At 63.9% G+C, this 21,298-nt stretch carries 13 protein-coding genes and 2 pseudogenes; 6 read left to right on the forward strand and 9 right to left on the reverse strand.

The window, feature by feature from the left end; translation table 11 throughout:
- Positions 1–46: 46 nt before the first annotated feature.
- Positions 47–3,100 (forward strand): DEAD/DEAH box helicase, encoded by a 3,054-nt coding sequence (locus H4W30_RS23325; RefSeq protein ID WP_192744810.1) that lies wholly within the window; start codon positions 47–49, stop codon positions 3,098–3,100.
- A 1,164-nt stretch (positions 3,101–4,264) separates the two neighbouring features.
- Complete coding sequence (locus H4W30_RS23330) at positions 4,265–4,801, forward strand: hypothetical protein (protein ID WP_192744811.1); 537 nt, start codon at positions 4,265–4,267, stop codon at positions 4,799–4,801.
- Positions 4,802–4,991: 190 nt separating this feature from the next.
- Here H4W30_RS23330 and H4W30_RS23335 read toward each other — a convergent pair.
- Positions 4,992–5,276 (reverse strand): annotated as a pseudogene (locus H4W30_RS23335) (TNT domain-containing protein); the annotation flags it as partial.
- Between the two features lie 1,351 nt (positions 5,277–6,627).
- Between H4W30_RS23335 and H4W30_RS23340 the strand changes: the two are divergent.
- The 4 genes and pseudogenes from H4W30_RS23340 to H4W30_RS23355 all read left to right on the forward strand — a co-directional run bounded on the left by H4W30_RS23340 (position 6,628) and on the right by H4W30_RS23355 (position 9,757).
- A complete protein-coding gene (locus H4W30_RS23340) occupies positions 6,628–6,786 on the forward strand; it encodes a hypothetical protein (RefSeq protein ID WP_192744812.1) in 159 nt (52 codons plus the stop codon).
- 37 nt (positions 6,787–6,823) lie between these two features.
- A complete protein-coding gene (locus tag H4W30_RS23345) occupies positions 6,824–7,165 on the forward strand; it encodes a GIY-YIG nuclease family protein (protein ID WP_192744813.1) in 342 nt (113 codons plus the stop codon).
- Positions 7,166–8,106: 941 nt separating this feature from the next.
- Positions 8,107–8,815, forward strand: a pseudogene (locus H4W30_RS44740) (DUF2637 domain-containing protein).
- Between the two features lie 195 nt (positions 8,816–9,010).
- Positions 9,011–9,757, forward strand: coding sequence for a DUF2637 domain-containing protein (locus H4W30_RS23355; protein WP_192744814.1), 747 nt, complete (start codon positions 9,011–9,013; stop codon positions 9,755–9,757).
- A 1,300-nt stretch (positions 9,758–11,057) separates the two neighbouring features.
- Here the strand turns inward: H4W30_RS23355 and cas6e are convergent.
- The 8 genes from cas6e to H4W30_RS23395 all read right to left on the reverse strand — a co-directional run bounded on the left by cas6e (position 11,058) and on the right by H4W30_RS23395 (position 21,082).
- Positions 11,058–11,708: a type I-E CRISPR-associated protein Cas6/Cse3/CasE gene (cas6e, locus tag H4W30_RS23360; protein ID WP_192744815.1), complete on the reverse strand. Its 651-nt coding sequence runs from the start codon at positions 11,706–11,708 to the stop codon at positions 11,058–11,060.
- Positions 11,699–12,397 carry a type I-E CRISPR-associated protein Cas5/CasD gene (gene cas5e, locus H4W30_RS23365; RefSeq protein ID WP_192744816.1) on the reverse strand — a complete coding sequence of 233 codons (699 nt, stop codon included), beginning with the start codon at positions 12,395–12,397 and terminating at the stop codon, positions 11,699–11,701. The genes cas6e and cas5e overlap by 10 nt, the downstream gene beginning before the upstream one ends.
- The gene (cas7e, locus tag H4W30_RS23370) at positions 12,394–13,524 is read right to left on the reverse strand and encodes a type I-E CRISPR-associated protein Cas7/Cse4/CasC (RefSeq protein WP_192744817.1); all 1,131 of its coding nucleotides are present in this window, start codon (positions 13,522–13,524) and stop codon (positions 12,394–12,396) included. Before cas7e ends, cas5e begins: the two co-directional genes overlap by 4 nt.
- A gap of 17 nt (positions 13,525–13,541) precedes the next feature.
- On the reverse strand, positions 13,542–14,132 hold the full coding sequence (gene casB / locus H4W30_RS23375) for a type I-E CRISPR-associated protein Cse2/CasB (RefSeq protein ID WP_192744818.1): 591 nt from the start codon (positions 14,130–14,132) through the stop codon (positions 13,542–13,544).
- The gene (gene casA, locus H4W30_RS23380) at positions 14,129–15,715 is read right to left on the reverse strand and encodes a type I-E CRISPR-associated protein Cse1/CasA (protein WP_192744819.1); all 1,587 of its coding nucleotides are present in this window, start codon (positions 15,713–15,715) and stop codon (positions 14,129–14,131) included. The genes casB and casA overlap by 4 nt, the downstream gene beginning before the upstream one ends.
- Entirely contained in the window at positions 15,712–16,032 is a 321-nt protein-coding gene (locus H4W30_RS23385; protein WP_192744820.1) for a hypothetical protein, read from the reverse strand. Before H4W30_RS23385 ends, casA begins: the two co-directional genes overlap by 4 nt.
- Positions 16,029–18,392, reverse strand: a complete 2,364-nt coding sequence (gene cas3 / locus H4W30_RS23390) for a CRISPR-associated helicase Cas3' (protein WP_318780653.1) — start codon at positions 18,390–18,392, stop codon at positions 16,029–16,031. Before cas3 ends, H4W30_RS23385 begins: the two co-directional genes overlap by 4 nt.
- A gap of 2,501 nt (positions 18,393–20,893) precedes the next feature.
- The gene (locus H4W30_RS23395; RefSeq protein ID WP_192744821.1) at positions 20,894–21,082 is read right to left on the reverse strand and encodes a hypothetical protein; all 189 of its coding nucleotides are present in this window, start codon (positions 21,080–21,082) and stop codon (positions 20,894–20,896) included.
- Between the last annotated feature and the right edge of the window lie 216 nt (positions 21,083–21,298).

The raw sequence follows: 21,298 nt of genomic DNA on the forward strand, positions 1-21,298 counted from the left end.
TGGCGCAACCCGCGGGTTCTTCTTAGCTGCCGGGTAAACCCCCGGGATGTTCGATCGGAGGCCGGTGTTGAGTGATAGACAGCGGGGCTTCTTCTCGTTCGAAGACGCTCACTTTCGCTTGTACGAGTCGGCCGGCAAGCCAGCATGGCGCAACCCTCAGCTCGGTGCCCTGGGTGCCCTGCTGGCGCATTGGTCCCTGCCGAAACGCACGCCGGCCTTGTTGTCGCTGCCGACTGGGAGCGGCAAGTCTGCGGTCGCGCTGGCGGCGCCGTTCCTCGTGGCGGCGCGGCGCGTTTTGGTGGTGGTGCCATCCGGGGAACTGCGCAGGCAACTCGCCGACGCGTTCAGGGATTTCGCGCTGTTGAAGCGAATCGATGCGGTCGACCTCGGCTGTGTGCCTCGCGTGCGCGAGCTGAAGAAACGTGTGCAGAGCTGGGCCGAGCTTGCTGACGCGGAAGTCGTCGTGGCCTCGCCCAGCACGATCAGCCCAGTCCACTACAGCGAGCTGCCTCCGCCCGTCGACTTGTTCGACTTGCTGATCATCGACGAAGCGCACCACAGTCCAGCGCCTACTTGGCGGGCGATCATCGAGCATTTCGAAGAGGCCAAGACGGTGTTGCTGACGGCGACGCCACGTCGACTCGACGGCCAGAAGCTGCCAGGTGAACACATCTACCACTACCCGCTGAAGCAGGCGCTCGCCGAGCAGCTATTCAAGCCGGTCGCCCCGTTAATCTTGGACAACTCGGCGTGCGGCAGCCGCGAGGAGACCGATCGCGTACTGGTTGTCAAAGCGGTTGAGGTGATGTCCCTACCGGAGCACGCGACGAGCACGTTGCTTGTGCGAGCTTCTTCGAGGGACCGTGCGGTCATGCTAGCTAATTTGTACAAGCAGGCCGGTGTTTCGATCGAGGTACTGCACTCCGGCCTGGGGGCTCCGCGACAGCGGCAGATCGTCGAAGATCTGCGGTCGGGCCTGCTTCGGGCCGTTTCGGTCGTCGGTATGCTGGTCGAAGGGTTCGATCTACCGAGCCTTCGTGTCCTGGCGTACCACGACAAGCACAAGTCGCTGCCCGCTACCGCGCAGTTGATTGGCAGACTGGCACGAGTCGATGGGCGATTCCCTCAACCGTCGGTCCTTGTTGCCGCGCGCGATATCGATGTCTTCCCGGAGTTGCAGGGCGTCGTCCGAAGTCTCTATGGCGAAGACTCGGACTGGGTGAGCATCCTGCCGGGGATCATCGATGAGGAGATCGAAGCCGATCGCCGGAATCGTGAGTACGTTCGGCAGTTCAGGGACGCGCCTCCGGACCTGGTGCTGGACGCTGTGCAACCGCTCCGACGCGTCGTGATCCGCGAAGTGGTGAAGCGAACGTCCACCGCGCCTCGGCTGTTCGAGGAGGGAGTCATCCCGGAGGAGCTGCTGGAAGGAAAGATGCTGCGAGGCCAGACGATTCTGTACTCCAGCGTCAATCCGGATGGGACCACCTGGATGATCATCACGGAATCGGTGAATCGGCCGCACTGGCATAATGCGGCAGGTTTGGATGTTCCCGAATACCAGCTACACCTACTATCCCGCCGACTGGCGCCTAGGACGGACCTCTCCGACCTGTTGTTTCTCAACGTTCAGGACAACGGAATCGGGAGGGACTTTCTCGACTTCCTCGGCGCCAGGGCACAGAGTTGGCTGGCAGACCCCGGCAAGCTCCACGCCGCCTTCGACAGCCTCGAACGACTATCGGTCTCATCGGTTGGACTGCGGAACACGTACGGCGGGACAACAGGAACGCCGAGCTATCGAATGTTCGCTGGCAAGGGGGTCGACCGAGGCCTGCGGGAAGCTGACACCGCATTCGGTTCATTGGGGCACGCCATGATCCAGGTTGCCGACGACGAGTCCACGTTCACTGCGGGAGTCGCCACCGCAAAAGGTAAGTACTGGGAGACGAGGTACAGCCCGTTGCTGGCCTACGAGGCGTTCATCGACTCGCTTGCGGAGCGGCTCTGGTTTCCGCCGAACGCGGTGACAGGGCAATTGCTGCCTCAGGTCGACCGAGGGAGCCGGCTGACCGAGTGGCCGGACGCGTTCCCGATCGCCGTCGAGTTGGATCCGGCTCTGGTGGGCATGAGCTGGACCGTCGCGCAGGAAGGGCCGTTGGACGAGGTCACCTTCGAGGCGGAGCGAGCTTCCGATGTGCGGAACTGCCTCGTTCTGAGGGCTGTCGTCGGGGAGGAGGACGCACGCAGAGTCATCTGGTGTGGGCGGCTGGATCTCACTGGAAATGTGGAGTCTGCGGGGTCCGAGTTGACCATTCAGCGCGGATACGGCGTGACGACGCCGTTGAGCGACCTCCTGAACGAGCGACCTCCAGTGATCTTCTTCTCCAACGGTAGCACCGTACATGGTCCGGTGATCGTCAACAGCAGAATTCGTACACGTGCGCTACCGGCAGCCGACTACCACTTCCCCGACTGGTCGAAAACTGATATTACTGCCGAAACGAGGAACCAAGCGGCGTCGAACAAGCAAGGGTATTCAGTGCACGAAACTCTGGAGGAGTTTTTGAAATCCAGGCCGCGTCGTGGTCGGCATCGTTGGTTGATCCACAACGACGGAGGCGGCGAGTTCGCCGACTACGTCGTCATCGAGGTTGATGTCGACGATGTATCGATAGGCCTCTGGCATGCCAAGTACGCGGGCGGTGCCCGTCCATCGGTGCGTGTTGTAGATCTTCAGGAGGTCGTCGCGCAAGCGATCAAGAGCCGTCGATGGATCACGGACCCTAGTTTCTGGGGCGAACTCGGCAAACGGCTGACCGGGCAGGCGGCACCAAAAGCAACCGTCTGCGATGGAAGCCGGAAACAGTTGCTGGTGCTCTGTGGTCAGGCCGGGCGGGCGGAGAACCTCTCGTTCACGAGGACTCGCCCCGTAGTTCGTGGGACGATTGCGATCGTCCAGCCGGGGCTGAGTCTGGGGAAGCTGCGCACAAAGCTCGACGACGAAGGCCTTTCGGCTATCCAAGTCCGCGACCTTCTAGCCGTCTTCGCGGACAGTGTGTCGCAGGTGGCGACTACGACGGTTCTGTGTTCGGAGTGAAGTTCGGCTGACAGGCGCACCGGTTCGGCAGTTTGCGAAAGACGTCTTCCGACGTTCGCCCGTCTCGACGCTAGTCGCTGAGCGATACGGGGCCAGGCGTGGCCGCGGAATTAAGGTCCCAAGCCAACGTGCCCAGCATGCGCACCGGTTCTTCCGTTAGGGTCGGCTTGCGGGCTGCGTTCGCACGACCCGGGCCCGCTGGGGCGGCGCGACGTCCCATGACGGCGGGTGCTACTTCGATAGATGCAGAAGAATCGTTGCAACACCCCGCCAGTCAAGCACGATCTGCCGCAATAGAAGTTTATGGTTCAGGCTACGAGGAATTTTGGGACGAGGATTCATAAGGTGATATTGACTCGCAGTAATTGATTGTAAAGAAAGTATTCGTGACTACTGCGGGGCACCGGTCGCAGCTGTCACCGGCGCATCGGCGGGGTCCGCCTGACGAACACTGTTCGCGTCCCGCGACGTCACCGGATGGTCCTCGTCGTGGAACTTCTGCGAGCACTGCTTGAGGACCTGGACGAACCCGAGGGTGCTGCCGCCGAGGCCGCCGACGGCCAGCCGGGCCTCCTGCTGCGGCGGTCTGGTCAGATCGGCCTGGTGGAGGGTCTAGTCGGTCCACAACTTCGCCCGCCGCTCCGGTCCCTCGAACCGATCCACGAGGACGGTCCTGCTGGCCGACACCGCATTGTGTGCGTGTGTTCACGCCAGGTCGTAGAACCACAACTGGTCTTCGGCGCGGTCGAGGCAGTCGTACTGGAACGCACGCGCACCGTTGACGTTGTTGCCCCGGACACCGCGAGACACCGGTCCGTGTAGGAGTTGCGGTAGCGCCGCAGGAAGTGACCGTCGGTGTCTTGACCCCTGTCGCGACAGCGCCGAAACCGTCGCGATCAGGACAGCGCGCAGCGACTTGTGTGGCATGTCGATCGGAACCCCGAAATCGAACGATGTCATCCGGCCACGATGCTGGCCAGTCGATCACCGACCCACCAGCGACCATCCAGGTGAACCGCGACAATCCGCCTGACCTCCGGTCCACCGTGGGCCGCTGGCGAGTTCCGCCTGCTTCGAAGGAGTTCGCGCAACAGCTTAAGTCGGCCACGGCCCACCGATGCGCGCTGGCTACTATTGCGCCTCCACAAAACGAGGGAGGCTCCCATGGCGACCTACGAGGGAATTCGTATCTACGCCGCCGGAAAAATCACCAAGAACGGCTGGCGGCACAGGCTTTTCCCCATCGCCGACGACCACGACTACACCGGCACCTACCCGAGCTGGCCAGACGGCCTCGCGATCGACGACCTGCCCGGCGCTGTCTACGTTGGGCCGCACTTCCTCAGCTGCGACCATGGCTGCTTCCACGGCGAAAACACGCACGGCGTCGCCGGTCAAGGCTGCGGTGGCGAAGGGCTGAGCCGCCCGGACGTGCTCAAGCGGTGCCTGACCGCCATCGAGCACGCCACCCACGTCTTCGCGTGGATCGACAAGGCCGACGCCTACGGCAGCCTCGTCGAGCTCGGCTACGCCCGCGCCCTGGGCAAGCACATCCACCTCTACCTCGCCGAGGACCTCGACGTCGCTGACGACCTGTGGTTCGCCGCGCAAGCAAGCGCGGTGTACTCCACCGCGAAGACCGCAACGCACGCCTGGGAGGATTTCGCAGCACGCCTGCCCGCGCCCTTGGTGCTCGGCTGACGTACCTGCTCTCGACGTCACCGACCAATGTCACGATGACGAACGTCCCGGAGATGATCGTCTCCGGGACGTTCGCGACGCTCGTCGTCACAGTTCCGCCCAACCGACCAGAGCAGCTACGGCGGCGTCATCGTCTAAGCATCCGCATCCACAGCGCCTGCATGCTGGCGAAGAGGCCGATGGCCCCGTCTTACAGTTCAAGCGGCGGTTCACCTGGTCCCAGTTCGACGAGGTCGTAGTCGGCGAGCAGCTCCTCGTTGGAGACGGGCAGGAGGTATGCCGATCCGCCGCCGGGCTGGCCGAACCACGGGATCGTGACACCGGCGAGAGTCTCGAGCGGCCGCAGCACGCGGTAGAGGTGGTACGGGCGGTTCACCCACTCCGGCACGAGCGAGCGCTCCTCGAACGGCGTCCCGGCGGCTTAGCCAGGGTTCCCGTTCTGGCCGCCGAAGCGATCCAGCTCAGAGCCAACGGGGCAGAGGGCAACGCCACCATGCCACCAGCACCACCGCGTCCAAACCCACTCGCCGCCAGGTGTGCGACACTTACAATACCCCGTCGTCATCGACGATCGGCACCTGTCAGCTATGTCGCGAACGGCGTGCCCAGTGATACGCCCACCCGGCCGAGATCTGAGCCGGGACACTCTGCGCCTACGTCGCGGCGGTGCGGGAATCGGGCGATGCGGCGGCTCACCCGAACTCGGGTGCGGTGATCTCACGACAGTGCAGGAATGGGCACACTAAACTTCCCATTTCGTCACCGTCGCCCCCAACATCCGCTGAAACACCACCCACGCCCCAGCAACGAGGCATGGGTGCGTTTCGTACCTCGCAGTAGCCCGGCCGCCGGTCCTACTCTCTGTCGATGAGTATGCCGTCGATCCCGGGCTACACCGACAGGCCCCAGGGGGACACTCTCGCGGATCTGTGACAGCGCCCCCCAGATGACTATTCGGGCGCGCTGTGGCTTGAAGACGACCTGAAGACCATCACCCCCACTTCAGCCGGGTGGCTCGTCGCCGAAGAAGCCGGAGCCGTCGATAGTCCCACAATCAACAGTGAAGGATCGAGTAATGACATGCGATCATCCTGTGAGATTTTGGCGATTAGATCGACGAGTACTGACTGACGTCATCTTTTATGTTTTCATTATCACGATTGCTACCGTCTTGGGCGGCTGGGGATGGACAGCTACACTAGGCGTAGCCGTTCTACCCGTTCCCCATTTGTGTTCGACTAACCGATGTCACGATGCGATCAGCTGATACCACCGACGATCATCGTGTCAAAGCATGGGAGTTTTGACTAAAGTCCTCGGTAATCCCTGCGATTGCTACACCTTGACACTCTTAACAAGATCACTCAAGGCCGATTCGGACGCAACCGCCCTACTGATAATTGCATCCGTGGCCGGCGTGACCACGTGGACCATTCTAGTCGAAGCATTCGTGCTTTGGTCTCGATACAGAAATCTTGATGAGCCCACTACATCTCACCATGTCGACTAACCGTTCAATAGCCTTGCCCACCACAGCCCGCAACAATCTAGCCGGCCATCGCGTGATCTCTCGACTGCCTTCTCGGCGGGCGTCGAGAGTTCTTGACACTCACTGAAAGGCCCGACTTGCCTTCGCAGCGAAGTCAGCCATTCAGACAGGACCATCCGCGTCCACCGTGTCGACTGTGCCGATGATCAGCTCCGCGTTGCGGTCCCCGGCGGCGAGAGCCTGGTGCCACGCCCAGAACTGAAGGTGCAGGTCGATTCCGAGCGCACATTCCTGACGTTCGCCGCGCGCTTTAGGGCTGACGCGATCGAACCGGCAGGTGATCAAGGCCGAGGTGAGCGCCGAGCATGGCGACGGGGACCGGGCCAAGGATTACCCCACGCCGTACCTGCCGAACGAAACCCGATGCGTCGTTGAAGATCTTCTTGCAAGGAGACTGGAGAACGCAGCACTGGTGACAACACGCACCACAGGCTAGCTGGATTTACTTTTAGGATGCGAGTAATATGCCCTGCATGGCAAGCTTCAAAGCCCGACTTTACCACGGAGAACTAAATATTCCGATCGGCCGCGTCTATGTTATCCAATTCGGGAACGGTGTAATCAAAGTTGGCCATACGATAGATTACGAGGAGCGACTCAAATACTACCACCGTCGAGCGGCGCCGTTTGACATATCAATAGAACGTGAATGGTGCTCCCGAGAACACTGGCAGCATCAGAAAAATGAAGGTCTCATTCTTCACTCTTGTCGCGAAGTTTCCAATGTCAAGGTGACTGCGTCCGAGTTTTTCAAGGGGCTTGACTTCGACTGGGTAGTTGCGACAGCTGCGCGAATAGTTGAAAATTCCGAATAGTGAACTTCGAACTTCATGCCGTTGCTCACATTGGGAAGATTGTTACTAAAAGCGGGAGAACGCTGGATCCGTCCCAGCTCGCGAGAATGTGCGCAGCTTCGCTGTCAACTTTCCTGGCATGAACCTAGCCGTAGGCGACTACTGTTCCTTGCGGCCCGCGGAGCAGGCCAGGCTCTTACCAGAATTTCCGGCTATTCTCCCTTCTGCTAAAAGCCGTCGATTCAGCGCGACGATCTCTGTCTTCTAACTGTTCCCATCCTCCTTGGAACTCGCCTTGGACACCACTTCCCGCACTAATTAGCGCCCTCGCGGCCCCTGTTCAAACAATCGTTGCCGACAGATCGAACTCCTCGACTATGTCCTAGAACTTCCAGCCCCTCGCCGGAACAACTGCCCGACCTGCGACTTAAACTCTCGAGAGAACGTGCTGACCAACCGAACAACCTCCCGTAGTCACCCAGACCACTCTGACGGTGTCCGCCACCCCGGGGCAAGCTCAGTCAGGGCTGTCAGATCTCACGGACGGAGTGTACCGATGATGGCGAAGCTGCGGTTCACGGTGTGAACGCGTCTAGATGCTGTGCAAGCCTCGACGGAAGTTCCGCCTCATCCGGTGCTGGCCGCCGTTCACAGGACCAACTGTAGGCGTGTGGATAGTGAGCAACACGCCCCTCGGACACCGCTTTAGGTGAGATCTCACCAGTTGCGAGAACCTTCACTCAGCTCTACCGAGTGAAGGTTTCTTCTATTTCAGGGCCCGGGGACGGCATCGCAGGTGCACACGGCTGTGCACAACCGGATCAAGCACGCGATGGCGCCGTGTGAGTTTGAATCCTTGGCGCGGTTCCAACAGGTACCTCACGAACCAAAATGCCCCGTGAGCTGCGGATCTCTGCGACGACCGTGATCGAACGGCGCCGCCGCAAGGCCCGGTGACCGCCTTGAGTAACCCGAACGAAGCAACATCGCCCACGGGCCGACGCGACCTCGCGCTGGTCGTACAGTGCGCCTGCACCGCACTCGTGGCCCTCGGCGCTGCCTACGCCTCCTACCGACACGGACGAGACTTCGCACTCCAGTTCGGGGCGGACCACACCACCGCCGCGATCTGGCCCCTCATCGTCGACGGCCTCCTCATGATCGCCACCGTCGAACTCTGGAAACCCGCCGACCACGAACACGCAGGAGGCCGCTGGGCCGCATGGCTCGCCTTCGTATTCGGCATCTCACTCTCGCTCTGCGCCAACATCGGGCTCCACACCTGACCCCAGCATCTTCGGCGTGATTGTGGCTGCTCGCCCTCCCCTGGCCCTACTCTTGGCCGTCGAACTATTGTACCGAGCGCTCAAACCACACAGAACCGTAACAGGAGAGCTGATTGAATCTCACGGCGACGATCATCTGGACGAGAAGGTATCCAGCAGCCCGGCCGTCGACCAGTTAGCTACGACAGTCGCTCAAGAATCAGGCACCGAACTGACAGCCGAAGAACGCATGTGGGCCCACTACCTGACAGAGCAAGCCGCCGGACGCACCCCCACCGGCGCTGACCTGGATCGCATCGCGGGCACCCACAACTACGGACGCAGAATGCTCCGCAACTGGCGCCAACACGGCAAAATCCCCGAACTCTGCCAGCCTGCCAGCTGAGGCCGATGCAAACGTCTGCTGTGGCTCGCAGCGAACGAACCCCAGCAGACGCAGCACTCCCAGCCCGACAGCGTGGGTTTGCACCCCCGACGAGGTACAAGCAGCTTCCACCCAGGCTGATCTAGCCCCTGAGCTGCGGCTTTCCGCCACCGTCGAGGTACCACGACTCGGCCGCCGCCGTTCTGGAGGCGCCGCGTGAGTGCCATCTCCCTCCGAATCCAGTGCGCCAGCACTGCCCTTGTCGCCCTCGGCGCCGCCTACGCCTCCTACATCCACGGACGCCAATTCGCCCTCCGCTTCGGCGCCGACACGATGACCGCCTCCATCTGGCCGCTCATCGTCGACGGCCTCCTCACCACCGCCACCGTCGAACTCTGGAAACCCAGCCGCGACAACTCGAGTCGATGGCCAGCCTGGTCCGCTTTCGTCTTCGGCATCTCGCTATCGCTCTGCGCGAACATCGCCTCGGCGCCCGTGACCAGTGCGTTCGGTGTCGCCGTCGCCGCTTGCCCACCGCTTGCTCTGCTGCTGGCCGTCGAACTCCTCAACCGAGCGCTCAAACGCCACCGCACCGAACCCGCCGACCCCATTCACACGAAACCCGGTCTCCTCACGCCAACCCTGGTCATCCCTCCGCTGACACCAGATCAGTCGGACCAGTCATCCAGGCCCACCGCCGAACAACTGATGTGGAACCACTACCAGCACGAACACGCCCAAGGCCGAACACCATCCGGTGCCGAACTCGACCGCGTCGCTGGAACCCACAACTCCGGCCGCCGCAACCTCCGAAAATGGCGCAGCGAAGGCTGCCTTTCGCACACAGCCCTCGAGCCTCATCGAACACGCGAAACACCGTCGAGGCCTCAGACGACGGCACCGCCGAACCCACGTCCGCACACCGACACGACAGAACGAGAACTCGCCGAATCAACATCCTAAGGTTCGATCCGACTCCATGATCAGCGTGAGGACTACCAAACTGAACAAAAACCAGCAGTATGATCTTCAAAGGACCAGGTCAGTTAGTGTCGTCCCCGCGCGAGCGGGGTTGGTCCCGGATTGGGCAACTCACGATGCACCCGCACCTGCGTCGTCCCCGCGCGAGCGGGATTGGTCCGGCGCCCGGCTCGCGGGACTCCGATTCCCGGCGGTCGTCCCCGCGCGAGCGGGGTTGGTCCCAGCTTGAACAACACGAGAGGAACCCAGACGGAGTCGTCCCCGCGCAGGCGGTTGGTCCCGACGCCAAGAGCGACGTGAAGCTGCTCGAATAGTCGTCCCCGCGCAGGCGGGATTGGTCCCATGTACCGCCACAAGAACCGCGCCGTACTTCGGTCCTCCCCGCGCAGGCGGGGTTGGTCCCGCGCCGGACAGATTCGCGTTATCCAGGCGGGCGTCGTCACCCGCACAGGCGGGGTTGGACCGCGGGTCTCCGAACTAGCGGAGCATCTGCGAGCGTCGTCCCCGCACAAGCGGGGCTGGTCCCGGGGTCAAAGCCCTCGCGACCGGAAACCCGCTGTCGTCCCCGCGCAGGCGGGCTGGTCCGTACGTCGAGTGCTGTTCGACACCTGAACGTCGTCGTCCCCGCGCGAGCGGGGCTGCTCTCCTGGACAAGATGTACGCCCGTATGCTTCCAGCATCGTCCCCGCACATACGGGACTGGTCCGGCTTACCGCTAGCTCGAGCACGAACTCGCCATGTCGTCCCCGTGCGGGCGGGGTTTGTCCGCGGTCGTTGCCGATCCGCAGTATCAGCTCGCCGTCATACCCACGCAAGCATGGTTGGTCCGAAGCGGCTGTCGCATACCCGGATACCGTGCGGGTCGTCACCTGCGCAGGCGGGATTGGTCCGTCTCACACATCGATGACCGCGACAGCGGGCGCGACGTCCCCACGCGAGTGGGGTTGGCCCAGACGCGTGGACGATCATGACCACCGCGCACTGCCGGTTACGCCGAAAGAGCTAGTTCACGGCTCCTTCAGACCACGACGCGAAGGGGTGTCCTGCGCATGCAGGGTTGATCCGCTGAGGTGGTCATGGGAATCTCTCACGAGTTCCCCGCGCCGAAGCATTCGGTCGAACGGGAGTGCAAACCGTCGGCGACCGTTCAACTTTCACGCAAGCGGGGTTGGCCCTGCCCAACCGGTGTCCTTGATCGTCCATTTGTAGCTGTCCCCGCATAGGCAGGGTTGACCGCCTTACCAGGAAGCGGTCGAGGACTCCTCGTTGAAGCGCTTCTGCTCTAGCTCCGGGCGGGTGCGAGGCTGAGGAGTCCGCATCCGTAGGCCTTGGCGCGCCCGATTCCGGTGACAAGTGCGTCGCTGAAGGCGGCTGGGTCGGTGATGACGAGGTGGCCGTCGTACCGGACAGGTTCGACGGTGATCTTCCCGGTCTCTGCCTTCCGTCCGGCGATAGTCGCCATCGGTGTTGTCGCGAGGTCGGGGTGGCCGTCGGCCGCGGAGGGGATGACGAAGCCGTGCTGCGCGCCTTTTCGGATGAGCCAGTTGAGCTGGTCGGCGGGTTGGCGCAGTGGGAAGCGTTTGCGGGTTTTGCCGTCGCATTTGGTGGGGTTGGCGACGAGCCGGAAGGCGAGTGTGCGGCCTGGTGTGAGGGCGTCGAGGACGGGCTTGAGCGGACGGACCTCGGGTTGGGCGGTGAGGTGTCCGGCGGGGAGTTTGGTCCAGTCGGGTTCGGTGTGGCTTTGGACGTATTGGGTGAATCCGCCGTGGTTGCTGTCGAGTCGCCAGAGGACGCCGTGGCCTTGGCGTTTGTCGTTGGTGGAGGGGATGTCGGGGTAGACGGACATGAGGGTGCGGTGCATGTCGTGGACGTTGGCGTAGTCGCGGCGGAAGGTGCGTGAGCGGATGTCGACGGTCAGTTTGCTCAGGAACACGAGGGCACTCCTGTGGTGATCATGTCGGGGGTGAGTGGTGTGTCTCCGGTGACGACGGTGCGTGTGGCGAAGCGGCGGTCGTCGTGGGCGAAGGAGATCGGGATGTCGTGCCGAAGTTCGGCGCCGGCGGCGTCTGCCGGGCCGTCGAGGATGGTCCGCAGGCCTACGTCGAAGTCCGGCTCGTGCACGCGTTCGGGGTGCTCGAGCCAGGGGTGAGTCCGGATGACGTGGTCGAGGGGCTCGCTGCGGAGGCAGCAGACGAGTGGCCGAGCCGGGACGAAGGCACGCCGGCCGAAGCACAACGGCCACCTCGGTGTGTTGATGGCGTCCCGCAGCGGCGCGAGCCGAGACTCGGGCCCCTCCAGAAGCACAAGGAAGAGCGCGTCGGCGAGGTAGTAGCGCTCGCTGACGACGGTGCGGTGCCCGGATCCGTGGGTGGTGGGGACGTTCTGCGCGGTCTGGTAGTCCCGTTCGAGGAGTCCTTCGCGGTCGACGCGGACACCGAGGCGCAGGGCGGTCAGTTCCGCGATCTCTTCCTTCTTGTCGCGCTCCACTCCGCTGGCGGCGGCCAGGAGCCCGACGACCCCTGACTTCGTGGGTTCGCGTGCGGTGTCGCGAATGATGCCCCGGGAGCGGGTGCCCCAGGACTGCATGGGGGCGTCGAAGCACAACGCCAGGGTGGCGGTCATGCGGTCGCCGCACCGGCCGCGGTCAGGACGCCGCTGGTGAACTGGTCGATGCTGGCGGCGGTGTCGATGTCGTCGGTCTGGAGGATGTCGCCGGTCACGGAGGCGGCGATCGCGGCGCGGATGCCGCTGTCGCCGTAGAAACCGCGCAGCTGCTGGAAGTGTGTGGTGAGCCTGGTGGTGGACCCGGCCATGAGGTCGGCATCGGTGACGGGCTTGAGGAAGGCGTTGGCGAGGTTCCAGGCGCCGGTGTCGCGGACGACGCCGAGGAGGGTGCTGGGCATGGTGCGCGCGGCCATCGAGTTCTGTTTGCCGCTGGGGACGGCGTGGATGAACGCGCCCAGCCACGCGGCTGCAGCACGGTTGGCCAGCTGGTCGTCGCCGGCGAGGTTGGTGCGGAGCCGGTCGAGGTCGAGGTTGGCGTAGCGGTAGTAGCAGGCGGAGTTGAAGTCAACGGTGCCGATCATGTCGGCACCGGATTCCGCCTCCGGCTTGAGGTCGTCGACCGCGGTGTAGAAGTCGAACTCCGTGGCCACCGAGTGAGTGGACAGGGCGTGTGCGACCTGGGAGGCAGCGTCGACGTTGAAGTCCTTGTTGTCGGCGATCATCCGTCCGAACAACGCCACATCGGCGACCCGGGTGGCGTCGAGCATGCGCTTGGCCTCGGCCGCGGCTTCCTTGCTGGGCTTGGCCTTCGCCGGCTTCTTCCCGTTCTTCCCAGCGGATGCGGCCAGGAGCGTGTCCCAGTTCGCGTCGCAGTAGTCGGCGAGGTGGGTGATCGCGGTCCGGCCGACGAACAGCAGGTACTCGGTCAGTCCCTTGGCCTGGTCCACGCCGAAGCCGAGTTGCTCGAGCCCAGCGGTGGCGACGCCGGGCGCGGTCTCCGCGTCCCGGCCACGTTTGACAAGGAGATCGGCCGCGTCGTTGCGGAGACGTTTGGTGCGGACACCGGTCTCTGCTTCGTCGAGACCGTGCTCGGTGAACAGTTGACGCGCGGACCGCTTCAAGCACTGGCTGGAAATACGGCCACGGGTGCTTCCGCCGAAGGTCGCGGTCTTGGGCTGGCCGACGTCGTCGCGGTTGAGGTTGCTCACCGGGAAGGACTGCAGCAGGTGAAGCTCGATGATCACGAAGGTCTCCGAAAGGGTCAGGCCGATGCAGGCGAAGAGGTTGTTGTGTCGTCGGTCGAAGCCGTGGTGGCTGTGTAGTCAGGGCTGTGGAAGTCGCGGGCCCAGCGCAGCCGGATCCGGTGGGCCGAGTTGTCGCGGTAGCCGTCTCCCATCAGGACGACGAGGTCGTCGAGGAGCGAGGAGTAGTTGACGGGGATGTCGTCACTGGCCAGCAGACGGACGATCTGGCGCAGATGATGCGGCAGGACGTCGCGTTCCCGGCCGAGTAGCTGCTCGAAGCGGCGGGCCGCGGCGTCACCGCGCTTCTCCCGCAGTGCCCGCATCGAGGCACCCAGCGAGCGATGACCGCGCCTCGCAGGCTGCGGATGGGTAGCGAACAGGCCTGCGACCAGGAGCCAGACTTCCTGCTCGGACTCGGGTGGATCATGTCGGAACACGATCTCGTAGGCGGCGGTCTGCTGCCGCGGGCCTGTCAAGCTGCGGCGCAGCCGGGCGAGCGCCTGGCGGCACTCGGATTGCCGTTTCGGGATGCCGGAACTGGCTCCGGCATGCAGCGAGTAGAGGGCTTTGACGAAGGTGTCTCGTCGTTCAGCGACGGATGTGGTCACTCGGTCTCATCTTTCGTAAGGTACTTGGCGGCTCGGGCGTCGAAGACGCGGGCGATCTTGGACAGCCGGTTACGGAACACCGCGTGCTGTTTGCCGAGCATGCTGAGGTTTCGATCAGACGCCGCGACACCGGCTGTCCACGTCCCCGCGGCGTCCTCGGCGATCCGCAGAACCGCTCGACGCCAGGCCGCGACCGCGTTCCGTTCTGACGTACCTCGTACCCGGGCGGTGTTGACCGCACGCAGGAACACCTCGAACGGCCGGGCCAGTACCGGCCAGTAGGCAAGGTCGAGGGTGACGTCCGGCTCGGCCCGCATGGCCTTGTGGTACTCGCGTTGCATCCCGCGCAGCGCGGCTCCGGCTTCGTCGGCGAGTTCGATCGTGGTACCGATCAGCCCGGCCAGTTCCTTGTCGGTCGCTCGGATCAACGCGACCGGCGCGGGAACCTCTTCCTCGAGATATCCCTCCACAACGGACGCGTTCTTATCGAGCTTCTGCCCGAACACGCGTAACGTGTAAACGGTGTCGTCCGGGATGTATCCGGCTTCGGTGAGAGCGGCGATCTGCTTCAGGGCACGGGGCCGCTGGCGTGTCCGCTCCTCCTCCCACGGATCGTGCAGCAGCAGCTCGACACTGTGCCTCCAGACCCCGCGAACCGGATGTAGCCGGATCGGGAGCATCGGAGTGCCCAGATTGATCTTCCCATTCGCCGCCCTAGGCGTGCGGAATGCGCTCATGAACTCCAGGTCGGGCAGGCTTCCCTTCAGGCGCATGCCAGGGGTGAGGACCACCTTGGTGACGACCTGCTCGCCACCAACGATTTCTGGAATCAACCTGATGCGCCGGGACGGCCACGTCAGCAAATCGGTCCACCCCAGCGGATCACGACTGCCCGGTGTGGGGAGAGGAGCTCCACGCTCCCAGGCAGGAGCATCTTCCACGGTGGTCATCGGCGGCTTCTCAACCTGAGGATCGTAGGAGATCGCGTTCAGCAAAAGGGTTTCCTTCAGCGTCCGCCCCTCGACGAGAACGACTCCAAGGCTGCTGCACGGTGCGCGTTCCGACGACTTGTCCTTCTCGTATGGGGTTTTCATCCCGCCTGGGTCGAACGCCTGGGCGGTCACCAGCCACCGCGCGGCCGTGGCCGGTGGCACCTCCACGCGATCTGACACGACGGTGTGGTCGAACAACGTCGCGTTGTTCCCAACGGACTTGTGTGGGATCAGCTTCGCGACGGTACTGCCCTTCTCCTCCGGAAGTGCCGAGCATTGCAGGAACGGCGCCTCAGGATGGAACAGATCGAACTCATACATCTGGAGATAGCGATCAAGCGGGACCTCGTCGAACGCCTTGGCCGACCACAACTCACCCCAATCGTCGCGGCGAGCCGGCCCGTAAACCCTGTGCAACAGCGCCAAGACCAGCCTGTACAGCGCGGCGGTCATCGGCGGTGTCTCTCCCACGATCCTGCGAATCTCGTGTGCCTGCAGCAGCACATCGCGCAAGCCCACGTCCTCGCGCGCGCCATCGAGGCAAACCACGGAGATCCAAGGTTCGACGCTCAGGTCGAATGGGGTCGTCATGTCTCCTCGATCGCGTAGACGCCGAACTGGTCGTGGTAAGCCAGCGTGTAGCCGCCGACCTCGCATCTGTTGTCGTCGAAGACCAGTGCGCGGTGCTTGTTGAGCCACGGATCAGCCGCGAACTCAGATGGCACCTCACACTCCAGTAGGGCGTGCACCACCTGTCGAGGCACGTTCTCCGGTGCGACCAGGACAGCAGCGGAATCCAACAGCTCCTCCGATCCATCACCCCACATCGGACTTATCGCACCTGCTGAGTCGCGGCGGAACAGCACAACTCGGACCGACCGTTCGACGTCACCTTCGTCGTCTGTCATCGCCGTTTCCCCGACTGCTTTCGAGTCTGCTTGGTACTTTTCGGCCGTTCAGTGAGCTCGGCGAGATCCTCGACCTCGTGCGGCATGGCCAGATACAGCGTTCTGGCGGCCGCGTTGTCTCGGCTGCGCAGGGCACGAAGATGCTCGTCTTCCTTTCGCCACGCGTCGGCCCACCCTCGCGGGCATTCGACCTCGCCTCCGTAGACCTGATCGACAAGGTGTGACACCTCGAAGGGTGAGTCGATGTGCGGCCGGCCACGAAGCAGGGCCCACGTGCGCATCAACACGATCGGCGCGTACACGTTCCGCAGATAGGGCGGAAACCGCGGCCCCTCCTGCCTGTCAATGACCCCAGCGATGACCAGGCGGACCTGTCCGCGTGACTGGTCACGTCGATGCCGGTGGATCCGGCCGGCCCGCTGAATCAGCGAATCGATCGGAGCAAGATCCGTGAGCATGGTGTCGAAGTCGAGGTCGAGACTCTGCTCCAGCACCTGCGTACCGACCACGATCGCCCGCCGAGGCCGGACACCGCCCTCGCCGAAACACTCCCTTAGTTGCTGCTCGACATCGCGGCGCTGCCCCGCGGCGAGCGTGCCATTGATCGCGATAAGCAGCGGCCTCTCGACTTCCGGAAGTTCATCGATCCGCTTCTTCAAGGAGTCGTAGGTTTCGAGCGCCCGCCGCACGAGATTGTGGATCACCGCGACACAACGGTCTTGGCTCGCCTCCGCGAGAAGCCAGCCCACGATCTCCTCGTCGTCGATACGGCTCAAGTGAATCCGGCGGTCCTTGTTCAGGTCTGAGACCTCCGCAGGATGCTCGGTAGCACGGGTTGCCGTGGCGACTGTGACGCGCGGGTAGGACACCGTCGAGGGCACCGCGGGGATCTGCTGCGGTGGGCATCCGCGGCGGCCAGCCTGCCAAGCCGCGATCAGTGCCTGCCTTCGCCCGGCCGGGAGCGTCGCCGACAGCAGGATGACAGGCGTGCCGAGCGCGCCCAGCCACATCAGCAGCCGCTCCAGCAACGTCGACATGTAGACGTCATAAGCGTGCACCTCATCGCAGACGACCACCTTGTTCGACAACGCGGCAAGACGAACGAACACGTGACCGGACCGGATCGCGGCCTTCAGCGCTTGATCGATCGTCCCGCAACCAACCGGTGCCAACAGACTCCTCTTCCGCGTAAACCACGATTGCGCCGCAACGTCATCGTCGCCCTCATCCCTGCCGACGTCCGTCGGCTTCGCGCCGGCATGCACCAGATTCACCGCCGTCTCGTCGCCCAGCTCGTGCAGCATGGACTGGATCTCCAGCAGCATCTGATTGCTGGTCGCCTGAGTTGGCATCGCGTCGTAGAAGCCCGCCATCCCAAGTTGGCGCACCATCGACGTCGCAGCCTGTAGGGCCGCCTTCGACTTCCCCTCGCCCGTCGGCGCCTCGACCACCAGCAGAACCGGCTCCGTCAAATCCGAAGTCACCAGCTCGACAACCTGTTGAACAGGCCGAGGGGCACGCCGGAACAACGTCTCGAAGTTCGCCTGCACCGGCGGAGACCATGGCGACACCCCCAACCGTGCGATCGCCTCGTCAGCCTTCGCGTCGCACGTCTCCGCATATGCGTCCAAGTCGACGCCCGGCTCCAGCGCCGGGAAGTTGCTGGTATCCGAGGCCACCCAGTCGCTCACGGTCGTCAGTGCCGCCAACCCGATCGCCGCAGGCAGCGACAGCCGCAGATCCCGCCATTCAACAAGACCGGGCTCCGGCACGCCTCGGAGCCTGACCACGTCAAGAACCAGCGCCGTACGCCAAGCCGCCCATCTCTCTCCGCCATGAGCGTTGCGCTCACTGCGCGCCTGGCGAATTGCTTCACCGGCAGGGAAATGACCGTGATGTCCGCCCATGGCCTCCGAGACACGCAGCGCCGTGCCCTTGGCCGCGCCCCAAGACTCCAGCATGTCCCTGACGTGCAGTGCAGTCAGGATCCCGTGCGGCGCGTTTACCCTTCGCCCCATCTCAGCCGGTTTACGGACCATGTCGAGATCTTCGATCGCCAGTTCCCCGAAAAGCTTCACCGCAAGCTCGTAGACCAACGCCTGGAAGTCGGGCGCGTACTTCCCGATGTCATGCAGTCCGCAGAAAAGCGGCACCCAGGAACGCGACAGAGCAGGGTCGGGAAAAATCTCGGCGAGATGTGCTCGCACGACCCCGCCCAGCATGACGTCCACCAACCGCTGGGCAACCGCGGCAGTATCCAACGAATGACAAATCAGCGGATGGCAACCAGCACGCCCCGAAGACTTCCCCCATGGCACAACCGAATCAGGAAAGATCGCACCCAAATCCCCACCTCGCACACCACTCTCTGCGTTACTGCCCCCGACAGGCTGGCCACCTTATCCACACACAAAGAACCCGCGCGAATCCGCCCCAACCTGCGTGAAATACGTGAAAAACCCGATCGCGAACTACGCTTTCAGCTCTTTCGGCCACACCTTACTGAAGATCAAGTGGAGGATCGCGAACGAATCAATACCACCCGATGGCTCGACAGACATACCACAAACCTGAAACAAATTCACATCGCTCCCGGTTTGAGATTGCACCCGCGGCGCCACTGGTGAACAGCGGCCCGGACTTGGAGGCGTCGCTCCTGCACGTTTAGGGTTGGTCTGTTCTCTCGGGTGAACGGCACACGATGTCCGACGTCGCCCTGCACGAGCGGGGCTGGCCCCCCCGACACGATCGGCCGCTCCGGGTTATCGGCTATGTCGCCCCACGCAAGCGGGATCGGTCCAGTCACGACGACCGACGCGGTGTCGCCACCGCTGTCGCTCCCGCGCGACCGGAGTTGATCCCAGCGGGCTGCAGCTCAGCGGCGCCAGCGCGATACGTCGTCCTCACACAGGCGGGATTGGTCCCATAGTCGCCTACGCTGAACTGATCGGCCGGGGCATCCCTATACGAGCAGGGCTGGTCCACTGCCAGCTGTTCACTCATCGTGTCGTACGAGCGGTACTAAGGCAAGGACCGGCTAATCTAAGTCGCCAGTATGATCTTCTAACGACCAGATCAATTGATACCGCCCCCGCGCAGGCGGGATTGACCCCGTCGCAGACCAGCCGATCAGCAGGTCGTAGCCGCCGTCCCCGCGTAAGCGGGGTTATTCCCCCCGTCGCTGAGTGCTGCTTCGACGCCGTCGAGCCCTTCCCCGCGCGAGCGAGGTTGGCCATACGGTCACCCGCTCTCCGACCCCGAGAGCCAGTTGTCCATGCGAGAGCGGGGTTGGTCCCAGCACCCGTGTGTCCTGGTTGGCGGGAATGGCGTCGTCCCCGCGCGAGGGGGGCTGGTCCAGGCGGTGGCGCGTCGCAAGCCGGTTCAGCTCGCTTCTCCCCGCGCGAGCGGGGCTGGCCCGGTCCTCGCGATGGTGAGGCGTTGACATGGCGTTTTCTCCCGCGCGAGCGGAGATGGCCCCATCCCGATCCCGCGCGACGGCCGCGACGCGCCTGTTCTCCTCGCGCGAGCGGGGCTGTCCCTGCGGGAGCAAGTGTGTCGTCCCCGCGCAGGCGGGGTTGGTCCGTTCAGCCGGCCATCACGCAGCGCCACGATTTCGTCGTCCCCGCGCAGGCGGGGTTGGTCCCCGGGTCCGGTATTGGGTCGAGCTGATTAACGATGTCGTCCCCGCGCAGGCGGGGTTGGTCCCGGGCCGTTCGGGAAGGTCCCCATCGAGTACAGGTCGTCCCCGCGCGAGCGGGGCTGGCCCCGAGACCGCCGCACTGGATGACCTTGTCGAGTAGTTCTCCCCCGCGAGCGGGGCTGGTCCGCTGACGGCAAGCCGTGGCCTGCCGGGATCTGGGTCGTCCCCGCGCAAGCGGGGCTGGTCCGTCGCCGGCGGCCGCGCTCGGCGAACTCGTCGTCGTCCCCGCGCAGGCGAGGTTGGTCCCTCGGTGAAGATGCGCCTGACGGCGCGCAACTGGGCGTCCCCGCGCCGGGTTGGTCCGTCGGCGGGTTTGTGAACGATCACGATCTGGATGTCCTCCCTATGCGAGCGGGGTTGGCACCACCTGGTTGATCGCGCCGTCCAGCGGCAGCAGTTCGTCCCGGCGAGAGCAAGGCTTGTTCGCTCTGGCGCATCGACCACGACATCCACGTCCAGCCGTCCCCATGCGAGCGGGCTGGCCCTCAGCACAACTGGATCCGGGTACCCTCGTTAAGTCCTCCCTATGCGAGCGAGGTTGGTCTCGAGACTGCGGCCGCAGGAGATCTCGTCGTGTAGCCAACCCGCACAAGCGGGGCTGGTCCGTATTCCGGAGCACCACGGGGATCCCAACCCCGGTCGTCCCCGCGCGAACGGGGCAGGTCCGTGGTTGATCGCCTTCCAGCCGATCCCGTAGAGAGTCGTCTCCGCGTGAGCGGGGTTGGTCCGACGTCGGCTACCCGGTCGACGGCAGGGTCGAGGTCGTCTCCGCACAAGCGGGGTTGGTCCGTTCAGCTTGACCCCGAGTGATCGGGCACAGCTGTCGACCCCGCGCATGCGGAGTTGATCCGCAGACGATGCAGCAGGGACCTTGTCCGACAAGGAGCCGCTCCCCGGCCCAAAACCCCAGTTGTATCCTCTCCCGTCCGAGTGCGGCGGCGATGATGGAACCGTGGTCGGCGAGCCGGACGACAGAATCGTCCTTTCGCGCGCTTCCCTGGGAAGTGCACGAGGCGGGCCGCACACTCCCGTACCGGTGAGGAGTGGGCGGCCCTTCGAAATCAAGGCAACACCTGGGCCGACGCGAGCTTAGCCAAGCCCGACGTGACCAGGGTCGTCGAACGCTATACGCCCATCGGTTGCCGGGCCACCAGATGCCTTTCAGCGACCGGAGTGGTCGATCACGTTCCCGTTCGAACAGTTGTTGACGTGATTTCCAACCCAGTCGCCCAGGACCGGCACGACCGCGACCTCTTGCAGACATACCGCCGCAGCGGTGAAGTTCCAGTTGTTGACGGCGTTAACTCCGTCACCGAAGACATTGTCGACTGCGTCGAGCGTGGCATCCACAGGCCCCTCGGCCACGGCAGGTGCCGCAGCGCTCAGGGAGACTCCGAAAGCAATGAACAAAGGCGTGACGAACTTGGCGGTTTTACGTATGGATTTCTTCCGAGACGTGCCGACTACCCTCGAGACATCGGCGAAGCGGGCACGGAAGTGGAGCGCTCTCCGCCTCTAACGCCTGATCGTGTTCCTACGAGCCGTTCTGGCTCATCTCGAGCGACG

The sequence above is a fragment of the Amycolatopsis roodepoortensis genome, from assembly GCF_014873915.1.
Lineage (GTDB): Bacteria > Actinomycetota > Actinomycetes > Mycobacteriales > Pseudonocardiaceae > Amycolatopsis > Amycolatopsis roodepoortensis.